Annotated in this window: 15 protein-coding genes, 2 rRNA genes and 1 riboswitch; of the genes, 14 read left to right on the top strand and 3 right to left on the bottom strand. The window is 68.6% G+C overall.

Annotated elements, in window-relative coordinates:
• The 12 genes from AB0C46_RS15300 to AB0C46_RS15245 form a co-directional block, all read left to right on the top strand.
• A 23S ribosomal RNA gene (locus AB0C46_RS15300) occupies positions 1 to 144 on the top strand; the annotation flags it as partial.
• A gap of 75 nt (positions 145 to 219) precedes the next feature.
• Positions 220 to 336 (top strand): 5S ribosomal RNA (gene rrf / locus AB0C46_RS15295).
• 146 nt (positions 337 to 482) lie between these two features.
• Complete coding sequence (locus AB0C46_RS15290; RefSeq protein ID WP_362828286.1) at positions 483 to 1,088, top strand: CDP-alcohol phosphatidyltransferase family protein; 606 nt, start codon at positions 483 to 485, stop codon at positions 1,086 to 1,088.
• 125 nt (positions 1,089 to 1,213) lie between these two features.
• Positions 1,214 to 3,709, top strand: coding sequence for a mannose-1-phosphate guanyltransferase (locus AB0C46_RS15285; protein ID WP_362828285.1), 2,496 nt, complete (start codon positions 1,214 to 1,216; stop codon positions 3,707 to 3,709).
• Positions 3,710 to 3,784: 75 nt separating this feature from the next.
• On the top strand, positions 3,785 to 4,717 hold the full coding sequence (locus AB0C46_RS15280) for a DUF881 domain-containing protein (RefSeq protein WP_362828284.1): 933 nt from the start codon (positions 3,785 to 3,787) through the stop codon (positions 4,715 to 4,717).
• The gene (locus tag AB0C46_RS15275; protein WP_003984969.1) at positions 4,714 to 5,046 is read left to right on the top strand and encodes a small basic family protein; all 333 of its coding nucleotides are present in this window, start codon (positions 4,714 to 4,716) and stop codon (positions 5,044 to 5,046) included. Before AB0C46_RS15280 ends, AB0C46_RS15275 begins: the two co-directional genes overlap by 4 nt.
• A gap of 5 nt (positions 5,047 to 5,051) precedes the next feature.
• Positions 5,052 to 6,047 (top strand): DUF881 domain-containing protein, encoded by a 996-nt coding sequence (locus tag AB0C46_RS15270; RefSeq protein WP_362828283.1) that lies wholly within the window; start codon positions 5,052 to 5,054, stop codon positions 6,045 to 6,047.
• Between the two features lie 118 nt (positions 6,048 to 6,165).
• Complete coding sequence (locus tag AB0C46_RS15265; RefSeq protein WP_362828282.1) at positions 6,166 to 7,014, top strand: FHA domain-containing protein; 849 nt, start codon at positions 6,166 to 6,168, stop codon at positions 7,012 to 7,014.
• Positions 7,015 to 7,031: 17 nt separating this feature from the next.
• A complete protein-coding gene (locus AB0C46_RS15260) occupies positions 7,032 to 7,778 on the top strand; it encodes a MerR family transcriptional regulator (protein WP_362828281.1) in 747 nt (248 codons plus the stop codon).
• Positions 7,779 to 7,834: 56 nt separating this feature from the next.
• Positions 7,835 to 8,308: a bifunctional nuclease family protein gene (locus AB0C46_RS15255; RefSeq protein ID WP_006606439.1), complete on the top strand. Its 474-nt coding sequence runs from the start codon at positions 7,835 to 7,837 to the stop codon at positions 8,306 to 8,308.
• 186 nt (positions 8,309 to 8,494) lie between these two features.
• Positions 8,495 to 9,100, top strand: a complete 606-nt coding sequence (locus AB0C46_RS15250; protein WP_362828280.1) for a MerR family transcriptional regulator — start codon at positions 8,495 to 8,497, stop codon at positions 9,098 to 9,100.
• 66 nt (positions 9,101 to 9,166) lie between these two features.
• Positions 9,167 to 10,624, top strand: a complete 1,458-nt coding sequence (locus tag AB0C46_RS15245; protein ID WP_362828279.1) for a DNA polymerase IV — start codon at positions 9,167 to 9,169, stop codon at positions 10,622 to 10,624.
• Here AB0C46_RS15245 and AB0C46_RS15240 read toward each other — a convergent pair.
• A complete protein-coding gene (locus AB0C46_RS15240) occupies positions 10,531 to 10,917 on the bottom strand; it encodes a PRC-barrel domain-containing protein (RefSeq protein WP_362828278.1) in 387 nt (128 codons plus the stop codon). The two genes, AB0C46_RS15245 and AB0C46_RS15240, sit on opposite strands and share 94 nt — an antisense overlap.
• 114 nt (positions 10,918 to 11,031) lie before the next feature.
• Positions 11,032 to 11,128, top strand: a riboswitch (glycine riboswitch).
• A gap of 188 nt (positions 11,129 to 11,316) precedes the next feature.
• On the opposite strand from AB0C46_RS15240, the gene gcvP reads away from it, so the two are divergent.
• Entirely contained in the window at positions 11,317 to 14,202 is a 2,886-nt protein-coding gene (gene gcvP / locus AB0C46_RS15235) for an aminomethyl-transferring glycine dehydrogenase (RefSeq protein ID WP_362828277.1), read from the top strand.
• A 69-nt stretch (positions 14,203 to 14,271) separates the two neighbouring features.
• On the opposite strand, the gene AB0C46_RS15230 is transcribed toward gcvP, so the two are convergent.
• On the bottom strand, positions 14,272 to 14,466 hold the full coding sequence (locus AB0C46_RS15230) for a DUF5999 family protein (protein ID WP_042152060.1): 195 nt from the start codon (positions 14,464 to 14,466) through the stop codon (positions 14,272 to 14,274).
• A 343-nt stretch (positions 14,467 to 14,809) separates the two neighbouring features.
• Positions 14,810 to 15,397, bottom strand: a complete 588-nt coding sequence (locus tag AB0C46_RS15225; RefSeq protein WP_362828276.1) for a hypothetical protein — start codon at positions 15,395 to 15,397, stop codon at positions 14,810 to 14,812.
• Positions 15,398 to 15,964: 567 nt separating this feature from the next.
• Between AB0C46_RS15225 and AB0C46_RS15220 the strand changes: the two genes are divergently transcribed.
• Positions 15,965 to 17,518 carry a glutamate-cysteine ligase family protein gene (locus tag AB0C46_RS15220; RefSeq protein WP_362828275.1) on the top strand — a complete coding sequence of 518 codons (1,554 nt, stop codon included), beginning with the start codon at positions 15,965 to 15,967 and terminating at the stop codon, positions 17,516 to 17,518.
• Positions 17,519 to 17,525: the final 7 nt, after the last annotated feature.

Raw genomic sequence — 17,525 nt, 5'->3', positions numbered from 1 at the left:
AGCGGGAAGCCTGCTTCGAGATGAGTACTCCCACCCCCTTTGAGGGGTTAAGGCTCCCAGTAGACGACTGGGTTGATAGGCCAGATATGGAAGCCCGGTAACGGGTGGAGTTGACTGGTACTAATAGGCCGAGGGCTTGTCCTCAGTTGCTCGCGTCCACTGTGTAGGTTCTGAAGTAACGACCTGTGTTCATGCCGGGTTGTTTTAACTTCATAGTGTTTCGGTGGTCATTGCGTTAGGGAAACGCCCGGTTACATTCCGAACCCGGAAGCTAAGCCTTTCAGCGCCGATGGTACTGCAGGGGGGACCCTGTGGGAGAGTAGGACGCCGCCGAACAAATGTTGAAAAAGCCCCTCGGGAACGAAAGTTCCGGAGGGGCTTTTTCGTGTTTCCGTGATCTTGGGACCCGCGGCACGGCGTCGCCGGCGGGGCAGGTAAGGTCAGGGGGCATCGTTGGCACATTTCCCACAGGAGGCTTCCGCGTGGAGGTCCAGGAGACGCGGGTCCAGACGGATCGCGTCCTCACCATCCCGAATATCCTGAGCATGGCTCGCCTCCTCGGCGTGCCGTTGTTCCTGTGGTTGATCCTGTGGCCGGTATTCGGTGGCCCGAAGGCCGATGGTTGGGCGCTGCTGGTCCTCGCGCTGAGTGGAGTCAGCGACTATCTGGACGGCAAGCTCGCCCGGCGCTGGAACCAGATCAGCAGTCTGGGCCGGATACTCGACCCGGCCGCCGACCGTCTCTACATCCTCTCCACCCTCGTCGGTCTGACCTGGCGCGAGATCCTGCCGGTCTGGCTGACCGCAGCTCTGCTGGCACGGGAACTGATGCTGCTGATCGCGGTCGGATTCCTCGGACGCCACGGTTACGGGCCGCCCCAGGTGAACTTCCTGGGCAAAGCGGCTACGTTCAACTTGATGTACGCCTTCCCGTTGCTCCTCCTGAGCAGCGGAAGCGGCTGGCTTCACACACTTGCTGCGGTTTTCGGATGGGCGTTCGCAGGATGGGGTACAGCGCTCTACTGGTGGGCAGGAATCCTCTACGTGGTCCAGGTCCGCCGACTCATCAGAGCGGACACCCACGGCTGACTGAGCTTTCCGGACCGGTAGCTGGTGCCAAGGCCCGGCGCCCGTACGTGATAACAGGAACAGTGGGCGATCTGGACAAGTGAAGTCGGCAAGACCGTCGTCTCTTAGAGGAGGACGCTTCCGACATGAAGGCCGTTGTGATGGCCGGCGGCGAAGGAACACGCCTTCGCCCCATGACGTCCAGCATGCCCAAGCCCCTGCTTCCGGTCGTCAATAGGCCGATCATGGAGCATGTGCTCAGGCTGCTGAAGCGGCATGGTCTCAACGAGACCGTCGTGACCGTGCAATTCCTTGCCTCCCTCGTCAAGAACTATTTCGGCGACGGAGAAGAGCTCGGAATGGAGCTCACCTACGCCAATGAAGAAAAGCCGCTCGGTACCGCAGGCAGCGTGAAGAACGCCGAGGAAGCCCTCAAGGACGACGCCTTCCTCGTCATCTCCGGTGACGCCCTCACTGACTTCGACCTCACGGATCTGATCCGGTTCCACAAAGAAAAGGGCGCCCTTGTCACCGTCTGCCTGACGCGGGTCCCCAACCCGCTCGAGTTCGGCATCACCATCGTCGATGAGGCGGGCAAGGTCGAACGCTTCCTGGAAAAGCCCACCTGGGGTCAGGTCTTCTCGGACACCGTCAACACCGGCATCTACGTCATGGAGCCGGAGGTCTTCGACTATTTCGAGCCCGACGTGTCGGTCGACTGGTCCGGGGATGTCTTTCCGCAGCTCATGAAGGAAGGCAAGCCGATCTACGGCTATATCGCCGAGGGCTACTGGGAAGACGTCGGCACACATGAGAGCTATGTGAAGGCCCAGGCCGATGTGCTCGAAGGCAAGGTCGATGTCGAAATCGACGGCTTCGAGATCTCGCCGGGCGTATGGGTCGCGGAGGGCGCCGAGGTCCATTCGGACGCGGAGCTGCGCGGTCCGCTGTACATCGGCGACTACGCCAAGATCGAAGCGGGGGTGGAGCTTCGTGAGCACACCGTCGTCGGCTCGAATGTTGTCGTCAAGAGCGGTGCGTTCCTCCACCGGGCCGTGGTGCACGACAACGTCTACATCGGTCAGCAGAGCAATCTGCGCGGCTGTGTGATCGGCAAGAACACCGACATCATGCGGGCCGCCCGGATCGAGGACGGCGCCGTCATCGGTGACGAGTGCCTGATCGGTGAAGAGTCGATCGTCCAGGGGAATGTGCGGGTCTATCCGTTCAAGACCATCGAGGCCGGCGCGTTCGTCAATACCTCGGTGATCTGGGAGTCCCGCGGCCAGGCGCATCTGTTCGGTGCCCGCGGGGTGTCCGGGATCCTCAATGTCGAGATCACCCCGGAACTCGCGGTGCGGCTCGCGGGCGCGTATGCCACCACGCTCAAGAAGGGCTCCACGGTCACCACCGCGCGCGACCACTCCCGTGGTGCCCGGGCGCTCAAGCGTGCCGTGATCTCCGCGCTGCAGGCCAGCGCCATCGATGTACGCGATCTGGAGAATGTCCCGCTGCCCGTGGCCCGCCAGCAGACCGCGCGGGGCAGCGCCGGCGGGATCATGGTCCGTACGACGCCCGGTGTGCCGGACTCCGTGGACATCATGTTCTTCGACGAGCGGGGTGCCGACCTTTCGCAGGCCGGGCAGCGCAAGCTGGACCGGGTGTTCGCCCGCCAGGAGTACCGTCGCGCCTTCCCCGGCGAGATCGGTGATCTGATCTTCCCGGCCAGCGTCTTCGACTCCTACACCGGATCCCTGCTGCGGGCCGTGGACACCACGGGCATCAGCGAGTCCGGACTGAAGGTCGTTGTGGACGCCTCCAACGGCAGCGCGGGTCTGGTCCTGCCCAGCCTTCTGGGACGGCTCGGTGTCGACTCCCTGACCATCAACCCCGGGCTCGATGAATCCCGGCCGACCGAGACGCCCGACGCCCGGCGTGCCGGGCTCGTCCGGCTCGGCGAGATCGTGGCCTCGGCGCGGGCCGCCTTCGGTGTGCGCTTCGACCCCGTCGGCGAGCGGCTCTCCCTCGTGGACGAGCGTGGCCGGATCATCGAGGACGACCGCGCACTGCTGGTCATGCTGGACCTGGTCGCGGCCGAGCGGCGCTCCGGCCGGGTGGCGCTGCCGGTGACCACGACCCGGATCGCCGAGCAGGTGGCGGCGTATCACGGGACGCAGGTGGAGTGGACGACGACCTCGCCCGACGATCTGACCCGGGTGGGCCGTGCCGACGGCACGGTCTTCGGCGGGGACGGCATGGGCGGCTTCATCATTCCGGAGTTCAGCAGCGTCTTCGACGGCGCGGCCGCCTTCGTCCGGCTGATCGGTCTGGTCGCCCGTACCCAGCTCACGCTCAGCCAGATCGACGCACGGATCCCGCGGGCGCATGTCCAGCGCCGGGACCTGGCCACACCCTGGGCCGTCAAGGGCCTGGTCATGCGGCATGTGGTCGAGGCCGCCGGCGACCGGGACGTGGACACCACCGACGGCGTCCGGGTCGTGGAGACCGACGGCCGTTGGGTCCTGGTGCTGCCGGACCCCGCGGAGGCGGTCACGCACCTGTGGGCCGAAGGGCCGGATGACGCCTCCGCGCAGCAGCTGCTGGACGAGTGGTCCGCAGTGGTGGACAGCGCAGGACGCTGACCGGGGCCCCACCGGCGGGCCGTGGATCGGCACGCCGGTGGGGCCATTGGGAGACCGCGCGGCCGACGTGCGACGATGTGCGGCATGTCGCAGCAGCGCCCCGATCGGAGCAACCCGAACACGCCGGCCGCGCGCCCCGATGCGTCCATGTCGCTGCTCACCAACGTGATGGATCACAGTCTCGACGACGGATACGCCGAAGCCGCCGCACGGAAGTCCGAAGCAGGGGTGCGAGGTCTGCCGCGTACCTTGCGGGCGAAGTTGGGCCTTGCGGCAGGTTTGGTGCTGGCCGCGGTCGTGGTGACGGTGGGGGCGGCGCAGGCGCGGATATCAGCACCGACGCTCGCCAAGGAGCGCGAGGAACTGATCAACCGCATCCAGAAGGGCACCGGCGAGGCGGACAAGCAGCAGCAGCGGGTCGATACGCTCCGGGACGACGTCAGCAGGATGCAGCGCGACGCCCTGAAGAAGCACGGCGGCGACAAGGCCGAACTGCTGGCCCTGCTGTCCGGCTCGACGCAGGTCACCGGGCCCGGTGTGAAACTCGTCGTGGACGATGCGAAGGGCGCGGCGTCCAGCGGCGGCGGTCCGCGCGAGAGCAGTGGTTTTTCGGACACCGGGCGGGTACGCGACAGGGATATGCAACGCGTCGTCAACGGCCTGTGGGCGTCCGGTGCGGAAGCCATCTCCGTCAATGGACAGCGGCTTACCTCACTCTCGGCGATCAGAGCCGCGGGAGACGCCATACTGGTCGACAACAAGCCACTGGTGCCGCCTTATACGGTGCTGGCGGTGGGGGACGGGCAGCGGCTGAGCACCACGTTCCAGGACAGCGCCGACGGTCAGTACCTGCATGTGCTGCAGGAGAACTACGGCGTGCGCACCAGGATTTCCGCTGAGAACGAGGTCACGCTGCCGCCCGCGCCCAGCTTGATCGTACGTACCGCAAAGCCGCAGGCCGGTGCCGCCAAGGCGGACGGCGCCGACACAGGGAAGGGCACATCGTGATCGCCGTATTGGGCCTCATCGTGGGAGTCGTGGTCGGGCTTGTCGTCCGACCCGTGGTGCCGACGGTGGTCGAGCCCTACTTGCCGATCGCTGTCGTCGCGGCCCTGGATGCCGTGTTCGGCGGTCTGCGCGCCATGCTGGACGGCATCTTCGACGACAAGGTCTTTGTGGTCTCCTTCCTGTCGAATGTCGTCGTGGCCGCGCTGATCGTCTTCCTCGGTGACAAGTTGGGCGTCGGTGCCCAACTGTCCACCGGCGTCGTTGTGGTGCTGGGTATCCGCATCTTCTCCAACGCCGCGGCCATCCGCCGGCACGTTTTCAGGGCGTGAGGCGGATGACCGCGGACGAGACCCCAGAGCCGGAGAAGCAGACGGAGCCGGAGAAGCAGCCGGAGCTGGAGAAGAAGGCGGAGCGGCCGGAGCCGGACCAGGACCGCGGCGCCGCCGGCCGCCGGCCGATGCCGCCCGAGAGCCGGAGCGCCCCCGAGCCGGCCGAGTCCGGCGACGGAGCCGAGGCTCAGGAACCGGACAGTGCTGGACAGAAGCAGGGCAAAGGGGCAGACTCCTCGACTCCGGACGTCGTTGCTGATGACGGGAGCACGGAACGCCCGAAGACCGGTCGGGAGCGGCTCGTCGCGAGTCTGTGGCCGCCGCGGCTGACCCGGGCTCAACTGATCGTTGCGCTGCTCCTGTTCATTCTCGGTCTCGGTCTGGCGATTCAGGTACGTTCCACAAGTGACAGCAGTGCGCTGCGAGGCGCGCGCCAGGAGGACCTGGTGCGCATTCTGGATGAGCTGGACAATCGCTCCCAGCGGTTGACCGACGAACAGCGGCGCCTGGAAGGGCAGAAGACCGAGCTGGAGAACAGCTCGGACCAGGCCGAGGAGGCCCGTAAGCAGACCGTGGAGAAGGAACAGCAGCTGGGCGTGCTGGCCGGGACCGTCGCGGCGCAAGGGCCCGGCATCAACCTGACCATCGACGACCCGACGCACTCCGTCGAGGCGGACAAGCTGCTGGACACCATCCAGGAGCTGCGGGCGGCCGGCGCGGAGGCCATCCAGGTCAACGATGTCCGGGTTGTCGCGGACAGCTATCTCTCGGACGTCCGGGGTGGCGTGGGGGTCGACGGCAAGCGCGTCATGCAGCCGTTCCACTTCAAGGTCATCGGCAAGCCGGAGGACTTGGAACCGGCGCTGAACATCCCCGGCGGAGTGGTCCAGACTCTGGAAAAGGAGCAGGCCAAGGTGTCTGTGACCCGTGAGGAGAAGATCATTGTGAACGCCTTGCGAGAAGCGAAGCGGCCTGACTACGCTCGGTTGTCATCTCAGTGAGGCGTGCACGTATGTCGAGTGCCCGGGAAGGGCATGAGGTAGCGGGGGGTCGACGCACCGTGCGTGTGGTGTGTGGTGGAAACTGTCTGAAGGCCACGGACGTTCACAGGATGTCCGGATGGGCCGGTGTGTGCATCGAGGGTTCGTCCTGCCCCACGGGCGGGTCTATTTCGTTCAAGGGGAATCGCCCGTGAAGTTGTTTGGAAAGCTGTTCGGCAAGAGCGCACGCCAGGAGGGCGGCAGCGGCTCCGCGCGGCATCGCGCTCCGCGCCAGCCCGACGAGAGTGGCGCGTCCGAGGACCGTCCGCTCTTCCGTGATGAGGTCAGCGGTCCGTCCGGGGGGTACGGCGCGGGTTCTGTTGACCCCTCCGGTGCCGGCCGCATAGGTTCCCAGGAACCATCAGCCGCACGCACGGGTGGAGGGTCGGCCTTGCCGGTTTGTACGAGGTGTGGGAGCCAGAACGCCGAGGCGAGCCGGTTCTGCTCCAACTGTGGTGCGCCGCTGCGTGCGGGCGCCCAGCCCGAGCGCGCGTCCGAGACGACGTCGACCATCTCCATTTCGGGGCTGGAGGCCTACGACTCGGAGACGACGGGCCAGAATCTGTCGCCGTCGCTGTCCCCCGAGGCCCAGGCGGCCGTGGACGCTCTTCCGTTGGGGTCGGCGCTGCTGGTCGTCCGCCGGGGACCGAACGCGGGCAGCCGTTTCCTGCTGGACAGCGAGCTGACGACGGCAGGCCGGCATCCGCAGGGCGACATCTTCCTCGACGATGTGACGGTCTCGCGCCGTCATGTGGAGTTCCGTCGCGGCCCGGACGGTCTCTTCACGGTCGCCGACGTCGGCAGCCTGAACGGTACCTACGTCAACCGTGAGCGGATCGACTCCGTTGCCCTCGCCAATGGCGACGAGGTCCAGATCGGCAAGTTCCGTCTGGTCTTCTACGCGAGCCAGCGAGGCGCCGGTATCTGACCGGCCGGGGAAGGCATATGCGCGATACACCGAAAGGCGGCGCCGGTTTTGCCGGCGCCGCCTCCTCGGACGGCAAGCCGGTGAGCATCGGTACGGTGCTCACGGTGCTGCGCGAGGAGTTTCCCGAGGTCACCATCTCCAAGATTCGCTTCCTGGAGGCCGAGGGACTGGTTGAGCCGAAGCGCACGCCTTCCGGATACCGCAAATTCACACCGGCCGACGTGGAGCGGCTGGCCGCCGTCCTGCGGATGCAGCGGGACCACTATCTGCCGCTGAAGGTCATCCGGGAGCATCTGGACGCCCTGGAGCGCGGTGAGCAGGTGCCGCTGCCGGCCCCGGCCGCACCCTCCCGGGATCTGGTCGAGGGCGTGCACGACCCGGGTGCGGAGCGCCCCACGGCTGCCCGGATCGGCCGGGCCGAGCTGCTGGCCGCCGCGGAGGTGGACGAGGCGGCGCTCGCCGACTGGGAGTCCTACGGACTCATCGTCCCGCATGCGGACGGCGGATACGACATCGAGGCCGTGACGGTGGCCAAACTTGTCGCGGACCTGGGCCGTTTCGGTCTGGAGCCGCGGCATCTGCGTGCCGTGAAGGCGGCGGCCGAGCGCGAGGCGGGCCTGGTCGAACAGGTCGTTGCACCCCTTCGGCGGCACCGTAACCCGCAGACCAGGGCCCATGCCGAAGCCACCGCCAGGGAGCTGGCAACGCTGTCCGTACGGCTGCATGCGGCCTTGGTGCAGAGCGCTCTGCGGGTCCGGCTGTAGCGAGCAAACGAGTGCCCGACTACCCAAACCGGCCGGGCACGTCCTAGGGTTGCTGTGTGAACGAGCTCGACGTCGTGGGTGTCCGGGTGGAAATGCCTTCCAGCCAACCGATCGTGCTCCTGCGGGAGGTGGGAGGCGACCGATACTTGCCCATTTGGATCGGGCCAGGAGAGGCCACCGCCATCGCCTTTGCCCAGCAGGGCATGGTCCCTGCCAGGCCGCTGACGCATGACCTTTTCAAGGATGTGCTCGAAGCGGTGGGCCAGGAGCTGACGCAGGTCCGCATCACGGATCTGCGCGAGGGGGTTTTCTATGCCGAACTTGTCTTCGCGAGCGGGGTCGAGGTCAGTGCGCGTCCGTCGGACGCGATAGCGCTGGCCTTGCGCACCGGAACGCCGATCTTCGGTACCGACGGCGTGCTGGACGACGCGGGGATCGCCATCCCGGACGAGCAGGAGGACGAGGTGGAGAAGTTCCGCGAGTTCCTCGACCAGATCTCGCCCGAGGATTTCGGGACCAACAGCCAGTGAATCGGCCAGGCGAACCGCCTGTTTCCGGCCAAACAATGAGCCTTTCCCCGTGCGAGGTCACGAGAAACCACTCGTAGGGTGATTATCACTCGGCGTGGCGAGCGCGGCGATCGTTGACGCACCCCGAGGGACTGCATACCGTCGATATGGCAGGTCCCGTCCGGGACGTGGAGGACGGAGGGCGGCGTGGCAATCACCGGCGACGGTATGGCGGCGGAAGGGGCGTTGCCGCTCCACTCGGGCGCAGCAGCGAACCCTGCCCCGGCACCGGCCGCGGCGGTGTCGGGGGACTGCGAGGCTCAGACCATCGGCTATCGCGGCCCGACCGCCTGTGCGGCAGCGGGCATCACTTACCGGCAGCTCGACTACTGGGCGCGTACGGGCCTGGTGGAGCCGAGCATCCGGCCGGCCTACGGCTCCGGCACCCAGCGGCTCTACAGCTTCCGGGATGTCGTGGTCCTGAAGATCGTCAAGCGGCTGCTGGACACCGGGGTGTCGCTGCAGAACATCCGCACCGCCGTCCAGCATCTGCGCTCGCGCGGGCTGGCGGATCTGACGCGGATGACGCTGATGAGCGATGGCGCGACGGTCTACGAGTGCACCTCGCCCGACCAGGTCGTGGATCTGCTCCAGGGCGGCCAGGGCGTCTTCGGAATCGCCGTCGGCGTGGTGTGGCGGGACGTGGAGGGTGCGCTGTCACAGCTCCACGGGGAGCGCGTGGACACCGGCGAGACGCTGGTGGGGAAGAACCCGCACGACGAGTTGGCGCGGCGGCGCAACCGGGCGGGCTGAGTCCCCGGCGGAGTTCGCGGCCCGGCATCGGGCCGATTGTCAGTGGCATGGGGCAGCATCGGAGATGTGAGACCTGCCCCGACGATTCTGCATCTGGACATGGATGCCTTCTTCGCGGCCGCCGAGCAGGCGGCCAAGCCGAGCCTGCGCGGCAAACCCGTGGTGGTCGGCGGGATCGGCGCGCGCGGAGTGGTCTCCACGGCCTCGTACGAAGCCCGGGTCTTCGGTGTCCGCTCCGCGATGCCGACGGCCCAGGCGCGCCGGCTGTGCCCCAACGCCGCCTATCTCAGCCCTCGCTTCACGCTGTACCGCCACGTGAGTGAGGTGGTGATGGAGCTGCTGCATGCGCTGTCGCCGCTGGTGGAGCCGCTGAGCCTGGACGAGGCGTTCGTCGACCTGGAGGCGGGTGGGGTGCCGGCCGAGACGGCGGCGGTGCGCGCCGTGGGGGAGCGGCTGCGGTGTGACATCCGGTCCGCGACGGGCCTGACCGGCTCGGTGGGGCTGGCCGGGGCCAAGATGCTGGCAAAGATCGCGTCCGAGGCGGCCAAGCCGGATGGGCTGGTGGTGATCGAGCCGGGCACCGAACGGGAGCTGCTGGGCCCGATGACGGTGCGGACGCTGCCCGGGGTGGGTCCCGCGACGGCCGAGACGCTGCGCAGGGCCGGGATCCACACCGTCGCGGAGACCGCGGAGGCCGGTGAGGCCGAGCTGGTGCGGCTGCTGGGCAAGGCGCATGGTGCCGGGCTGTATGCGATGGCGCTGGGGCAGGACGACCGGCCCGTGGTGGCCGAGCGGGACGCGAAATCCATCTCGGTCGAGGACACCTTCGAGGTCGATCTGACCGACCGGACTCGGGTACGGAGCGAGGTGCTGCGGCTGGCGGACCGGTGTGTACAGCGGCTGCGGGCGGCCGGGCGCTCCGGGCGCACGGTGGTCATCAAGGTGCGCAACTACGACTTCTCGACGCTGACCCGTTCCGAGACGCTGCGCGGGCCCACCGACGACCCGGCGGTGATACGGGAGGCGGCTGTGCGCCTGCTGGAGATGGTGGACACCACCGGCGGGGTGCGGCTGCTGGGCGTGGGCGTGAGTGGCCTGGCGGACTTCACACAGGAGGATCTGTTCGCCCAGCTGGCGACGGAGCGGGAGGCGGCGGAGACCGCGACGGCAGCGGCGGCGGAGCAGGCCGCCGGGGGCACGGAGCAGGCCGGGGCCGAGGAGGAGCGGCCGCGGCGCTGGCACCCGGGGCTGGACGTGGTGCACGACGAGTACGGCGCCGGCTGGGTACAGGGGAGCGGGGTGGGGAGAGTGACCGTACGCTTCGAAACGCCATGGTCCGCACCGGGGAGGGTGCGGACCTTTGCTGTCGAGGACCCGGCGCTGCGGCCGGGGGAGCCCCTGCCGCTGGTGGGCGGGGCGCCGGCGGGTGATCAGTCGTCCGAGCCGGCGATCTTGCCGAAGTTCTTGTCGCGGGAGGCGGGGGACACCGGATCGGAGGTCGGGGAAGAAATATCCAGTCGGTAGTGGTGATAGAGCTGAAGTTCCTGCTCAGGGGAGAGATGGCGGCCCACGCCGAAGTCCGGCGCGTCCTTGATCAGCTTGCGGTCGTAAGGAATGTGCAGGCCCTCACCGACCATTTTGCTGGGCTCCAGGGGGACGAACGCATCCCGGCTGAAGAGTCCGGTGCGCACGGCCGCCCACTCCGGTTCCCCCGTCGCATCGTCGAGGTAGACCTCGTCGATGGTCCCTATTTTCGCGCCGTTACGGTCGAACGCTTTGCGGCCGATCAGGCTTCGGGGATCGATATCGGTTTGCACGGCCCCTCCAATTGGTCGCAACTGCCCTGTGACAACTACCAAACGGCACATTTCATGCCCTGGCCACTCGAAGGATCCTTCGAGTGGCGCGCTGGTAGGCTGGCGATTGGCCGCAGACCCCGTGCGGGAGAGTCCTTGTCGTTCGCGACCAGGGCGCCGAAGGAGCAAATCCTCCCCGGAATCTCTCAGGCACACGTACCGCATGGACGAGGTCACTCTGGAAAGCAGGGCGGGCCGCGGAAGGCACAGCGCCGGGACCCCTCCTCACCGACGGTGAAAGCCGGACCGCCATGTGCGGGCCGGTGAAGCTCTCAGGTTGAGATGACAGAGGGGGAGGCCGTCCGGGCACCCGTGCCGTGGTGCCCCTCGTAGGTCGTATTGACCAGGAGGCCCCCGCAGATGACCACCAATCGCATCTCCTTGACCGAGCTGGAACGCGGCACCCCCTTCGAGCGCCGGCACATCGGTCCCGACCACGCGGCGCAGGCGAAGATGCTCGCGCACATCGGATTCGGGTCGCTGGACGAGCTCACCGCCGCTGCCGTGCCCGATGTGATCAAGAGCGCCGAGGCGCTCGGCCTGCCGCACGCCCGTACCGAGGCCGAGGTGCTCAAGGAGCTGGAGGGCCTGGCGGACCGCAATCAGGTCCTGTCGTCCATGATCGGACTCGGCTACTACGGCACGTTCACCCCGCCGGTGATCCTGCGCAATGTCATGGAGAACCCGGCCTGGTACACGGCGTACACGCCCTACCAGCCGGAGATCTCGCAGGGCCGCCTGGAGGCGCTGCTGAACTTCCAGACGATGGTCGCCGACCTGACCGGGCTGCCCACCTCCGGCGCCTCGCTGCTGGACGAGGGCACCGCCGCCGCCGAGGCGATGGCTCTTGCCCGCCGGGTCGGCAAGGTCAAGCAGGGCGTCTTCCTGGTCGACGCCGACTGTCTGCCGCAGACCATCGCCGTGATCGAGACCCGTGCGGAGCCCACGGGCGTCGAGGTCGTGGTCGCGGACCTGTCCGACGGCATTCCGGCCGAGATCGCCGAGCGCGGTGTCTTCGGTGTGCTGCTGCAGTACCCGGGAGCCTCCGGTGCGGTGCGTGACCCCCGCGCCGTGATCGAGCAGGCCCACGAGCTGGGCGCGATCGTCACCGTCGCCGCCGATCTGCTCGCCCTGACGCTGCTGACCTCGCCCGGTGAGCTCGGCGCGGACATCGCCGTCGGCACCACCCAGCGCTTCGGCGTCCCGATGGGCTTCGGCGGACCGCACGCCGGCTTCATGGCCGTCCGTGACCAGTTCGCCCGCAGCCTCCCCGGCCGTCTGGTGGGCGTCTCCGTCGACGCCGACGGCAACAAGGCCTACCGCCTGGCGCTGCAGACCCGTGAGCAGCACATCCGCCGGGAGAAGGCCACCAGCAACATCTGCACCGCGCAGGTGCTGCTCGCGGTCATGGCCGGGATGTACGCGGTCTACCACGGCCCCGAGGGCCTGCGGACCATCGCCCGGCGCACCCACCGCTACGCCGCGATCCTCGCCGAGGGCCTGCGGGCCGGCGGGGTGGAGGTCCTGCACGGTGCGTACTTCGACACGCTGACCGCGCGGGTGCCCGGCCGGGCCGCCGAGGTCGCCGCCGCCGCCCGGGAGGCCGGTGTCAACCTCCGGCAGGTCGACGCGGACCTGGTCGGCATCGCCTGTGACGAGACCACCGGGCGTGCGCAGCTGGCCGGTGTCTGGGGCGCCTTCGGGGTGCCCGGTGACGTCGAGCAGCTGGACGCGGCCGCCGCCGAAGCGCTGCCGCAGGCGCTGCTGCGTCACGACGACTACCTCGCCCACCCGGTCTTCCACGAGTACCGCTCCGAGACCGCGATGCTGCGCTACCTGCGCACCCTCGCCGACAAGGACTACGCGCTGGACCGCGGCATGATCCCGCTCGGCTCCTGCACGATGAAGCTGAACGCCACCACCGAGATGGAGCCGGTCACCTGGCCCGCGTTCGGCCAGCTGCACCCGTTCGCGCCGGCCGACCAGGCCCAGGGCTACCTCACGCTGATCCAGGAGCTGGAGGAGCGGCTGGCCACGGTCACCGGCTACGACAAGGTCTCCATCCAGCCGAACGCCGGATCGCAGGGCGAGCTGGCCGGTCTGCTGGCCGTCCGCGCCTACCACCGCGCCAACGGTGACGAGCAGCGCACGGTCTGCCTGATCCCGTCCTCGGCGCACGGCACCAACGCCGCCAGCGCCGTGATGGCCGGAATGAAGGTCGTCGTCGTCAAGACCGGTGAGGACGGCGAGGTCGACACCGACGATCTGCACGCCAAGATCGAGAAGCACCGTGACGAGCTCGCGGTCCTGATGGTGACCTACCCCTCCACCCACGGCGTGTTCGAGGAGCACATCACCCAGATCTGCGCGGCGGTGCACGAGGCCGGCGGCCAGGTCTATGTCGACGGCGCCAACCTCAATGCGCTGGTCGGGCTCGCCGAGCCCGGCAAGTTCGGCGGCGATGTCTCGCATCTGAACCTGCACAAGACCTTCTGCATCCCGCACGGCGGCGGTGGCCCCGGTGTCGGCCCCGTCGGCGTCCGCGCCCACCTGGCGCCGTACCTGCCCAACCACCCGCTGCAGCCGAGCGCCGGCCCCGAGACGGGCGTCGGGCCGATCTCCGCGGCTCCCTGGGGCTCGGCCGGCATCCTGCCGATCTCCTGGGCGTACGTCCGTCTGATGGGCGCCGAGGGCCTCAAGCGCGCCACCCAGGTCGCGGTCCTCAGCGCCAACTACATCGCCAAGCGTCTGGAACCGCACTACCCGGTGCTCTACACCGGCCCCGGCGGCCTGGTGGCGCACGAGTGCATCATCGACGTCCGGCCGCTGACCAAGGCGACCGGGGTGAGCATCGACGATGTGGCCAAGCGGCTGATCGACTACGGCTTCCACGCGCCGACGATGTCGTTCCCCGTGGCCGGCACGCTGATGATCGAGCCGACCGAGAGCGAGGACCTCGGTGAGCTGGACCGGTTCTGCGACGCGATGATCGCCATCCGCGCGGAGATCGAGAAGGTCGGCTCGGGGGAGTGGGCCAAGGACGACAACCCGCTGCGCAACGCTCCGCACACCGCGGGCGCGCTCGGCGGCGACTGGTCGCACCCGTACACCCGCGAGGAGGCCGTCTTCCCGGCCGGTGTCGCCGCGTCGGAGAAGTACTGGCCGCCGGTGCGCCGCATCGACGGTGCCTTCGGCGACCGTAACCTCGTCTGCTCCTGCCCGCCTCTGGAGGAGTACGACAACTGAGTCATGGCAGCAGCAAGGGCCCTCGGCAGATCTGCCGGGGGCCCTGTGGTACGTGGCGAGCGCGGCGGGTCAGGCAGCCGCGATGACCCGGGCGCGGTGCGGGGCGATGACCTGCCCGTCGGGGAGCAGCTCACCGGTGTCCTCGAAGAGCAGGACGCCGTTGCAGAGCAGGCTCCAGCCCTGCTCCGGATGGTGCGCCACAAGGTGTGCGGCCTCCCGGTCGGTGGAGTCTGCTGAGGGGCATGGCGGTTGGTGCTGACACATGGAAGTTGTCTTTCGCTGCGGTGAAGTGAACGTCGTCATGCGGCTCGATGAGGTGTTCATGGCCGCGCCCCCGTTTCTGTCGGTCGGTCCCAGTGTTGCCCCACGGACGGGATTCCGCAGGGATTTCGCAGCAGCGGTACTCACTCGATAGGGACGCGTCACCCATGCGGGCGGTTGCTCCCAATTGCACTCCTCCCCAAGAGGGTTGGGAGTGGTAACCGCGGACTAGGCCGCGTGGGTGAGCACGACAGAGCGCCCCGCGGCCGGACGGGGCCGCGGGGCATGCTCGGGCGGGGCGGCGGGCGCCGGGTTCCGCGCGCGCGGGCGCGCCGGCGCTGCCGGGTCAGGCGGGTTCGGCGAGGAGCGGGGTGGGCGCGAGCCGCAGGGTGAGCCGGGGGAGCAGATCGGCGATCCGCTGCGGGCGGTGCGCGGCGATGCCCGGCGGGGCGGGTGCCAGCGGTACCAGCAGGTCGCCGGGTGCGGGCAGCCCCTGTGCGCCGTCGGAGGTGAGGTCGTGGTGCAGCCACAGCGTGAGCATGTACAGCTCGGGGACGGACAGCAGACGCGGCTGGTAGGGCGTGGCGAGTGACTCGGCCTGCGCCAGCGCCTGCTCGGTCGCGGCGACGTAGGGGCCGCCGCAGAAGTGCCCGAAGGTCCAGCCGTCCGCCGTGAGCACCGCCTCAGCGGTCGCCACGGCACGCTCCCCGCCGCGGACCAGAAAGCGCCAGCCGGCCAGCCGGGTGTGCGGGGTGCCGCCGGCCCGGCTGACGTCGTCCCAGACATGGACGGGCAGCGGGTGGTCGGGGCTGAGCGGACCCTGATGAGCGCGCAGCGCGGAGACCGGGGCCTCGCGGACCGCGGTGGGTGAGCCGAGAGCGGCGAGAACGCTGCGCAGGGCGGGCGCGGGGGCAGGGGGAAGGTGCAGCGGCATGATGGGTCGCCTCTCACTTCGGAGACACGGTGGAGCGTGGCGGGTGCAAACGGCGCTGTCTGCGTGCGGGGTCAGAGCATGGCCGGCCGGGGCTGCGGCGCGGCGGGGTCAGCCGCTGTGCCCCAGTGCCGGTGAGACCACCGGGACGCTGTGCGCCAAGTCTCTGCCTCGTAAGCGGAGTTTATACGACGTATGTTCTGAATGTGTTTCGGCTACCGGCCTTGCGGATTTCCGGCAAGGTGAAATCCGGACCGCTGCGCGAGGTGTTTTCCGCCGCTTTGTGCGGCGTTTTGAAGACACCACCTCGTATTGCCTTACCAGTGCGGTAGGCCGGAACTCGTTGGTGTTTCTCACGAGCGAATTACCGTGGGCGAGTGCCTCCCGGATATGCCTATGGGCAGTGCCGGATGCTGCATCACTTCGAGCCTATCGGCACGGGCCTGCCCCCGCGGCGTTATTGATCAGATTGCCGGGGCATCATCGACCGTAGCGCGAACCCCGGCGGTGTCGGGGACGGCCCCAAGCGGCCCGTGGTAGCGGGCTGTTCACTCGAGGAGGGACCCTTCGATGGGGGAGAAGGTCGCCGCGGACGGGATCGACCTGGCGGACCGGGAGCGTTATCGAAGAAAGCTTCACGACTGTCTCGAGGGATTGCACAGGCTCCTGACGGAGAAGCGGTTCGACCGGCCCAGGAATCTCATGGGTCTGGAGATCGAACTCAATCTTGCCGGTGCCGACGGGCTGCCCCGCATGATGAACTCTCAAGTACTGGAGCGCATCGCCAGCGGCGATTTCCAGACCGAACTCGCCCAGTGCAACCTTGAGGTCAACGTCCTGCCGCACCGCTTGAGCGGCCGCGTGCTGGACCAGCTCGCCGAGGAACTCCGTACGGGACTGGGCTACGCCGAAAGGAAGGCCCGGGAAGTCGCCGCCAGGATCGTGATGATCGGCATTCTGCCGACCCTGCACGCCACCGATCTCACGGCCGCCAGCCTCTCCGAGAACGACCGCTATGTCCTGCTCAACGACCAGATGCGGGCGGCTCGCGGCGAGGACTTCGCACTGGACATCCGGGGCGTCGAGCACCTGGTCTCCCGTTCGCCCTCGATCGCACCGGAAGCCGCCTGTACGTCGGTCCAGCTGCACCTCCAGGTGACACCGGGCCGCTTCGCCGCTGTCTGGAACGCAGCACAGGCCATTGCCGCGGTACAGGTGGCGGTCGGCGCCAACTCACCGTTCCTCTTCGGCCGTGAGCTGTGGCGCGAGTCCCGGCCGCCGGTCTTCCAGCAGGCCACCGACACCCGCTCGCCCGAGCTGCAGGCCCAGGGGGTACGCCCCCGCACCTGGTTCGGTGAGCGCTGGATCGACTCCGCGTACGACCTGTTCGAGGAGAATGTGCGGTACTTCCCGCCGCTGCTGCCGGTGTGCGGGTCACAGGAGCCGCTGCAACTCCTCGACGAGGGCGGAGTGCCCGACCTGGCCGAACTGGTCCTGCACAACGGCACGGTCTACCGCTGGAACCGCCCGGTCTATGCGGTCGCGGACGGCGTCGCGCACCTCAGGGTCGAGAACCGGGTGCTGCCGGCCGGCCCCACCATCGCCGACGTCATCGCCAACACCGCCTTCTACTACGGCCTGGTGCGGACGCTGGCCGAGGAGCCGCGCCCCGTGTGGTCGCGGCTCCCGTTCGCCGCCGCGTCCCGCAACTTCGACTCCGCCTGCCGGTACGGCATCGACGCCACCCTGGACTGGCCGCGTCCCGGGCGGGCGGGCGGTATCGCCGCCATCCCGGCCGTACGGCTGGTACGCAAGGAGCTGCTGCCGCTGGCGGCCCGTGGGCTGGACGCCTGGGGGGTGGAACCGGCCGATCGTGACCACTATCTCGGCATCATCGACGAGCGCTGCCGGCGCCGGGTGAACGGGGCGTCCTGGCAGGCCGCGGCCTTCCACCACGCCCGGCGCCAAGGCCTGGACCGGGACGCCGCGCTCGCCGCGATGACCCGGCGCTACAGCGAGCTGATGCACACGGGGAAGCCGGTGCACACCTGGCCGGTCGCCTGGCCGGCCGCTGAGCGCTCCGCCGTACCGGGACCACGGCAGGCGGCGGCGGAGGGGGCGTAGCCGGGGT

The sequence above is a fragment of the Streptomyces sp. NPDC048637 genome, assembly GCF_040650675.1.
GTDB lineage: Bacteria > Actinomycetota > Actinomycetes > Streptomycetales > Streptomycetaceae > Streptomyces.
This window is presented reverse-complemented; position numbering and strand designations above follow the sequence as displayed.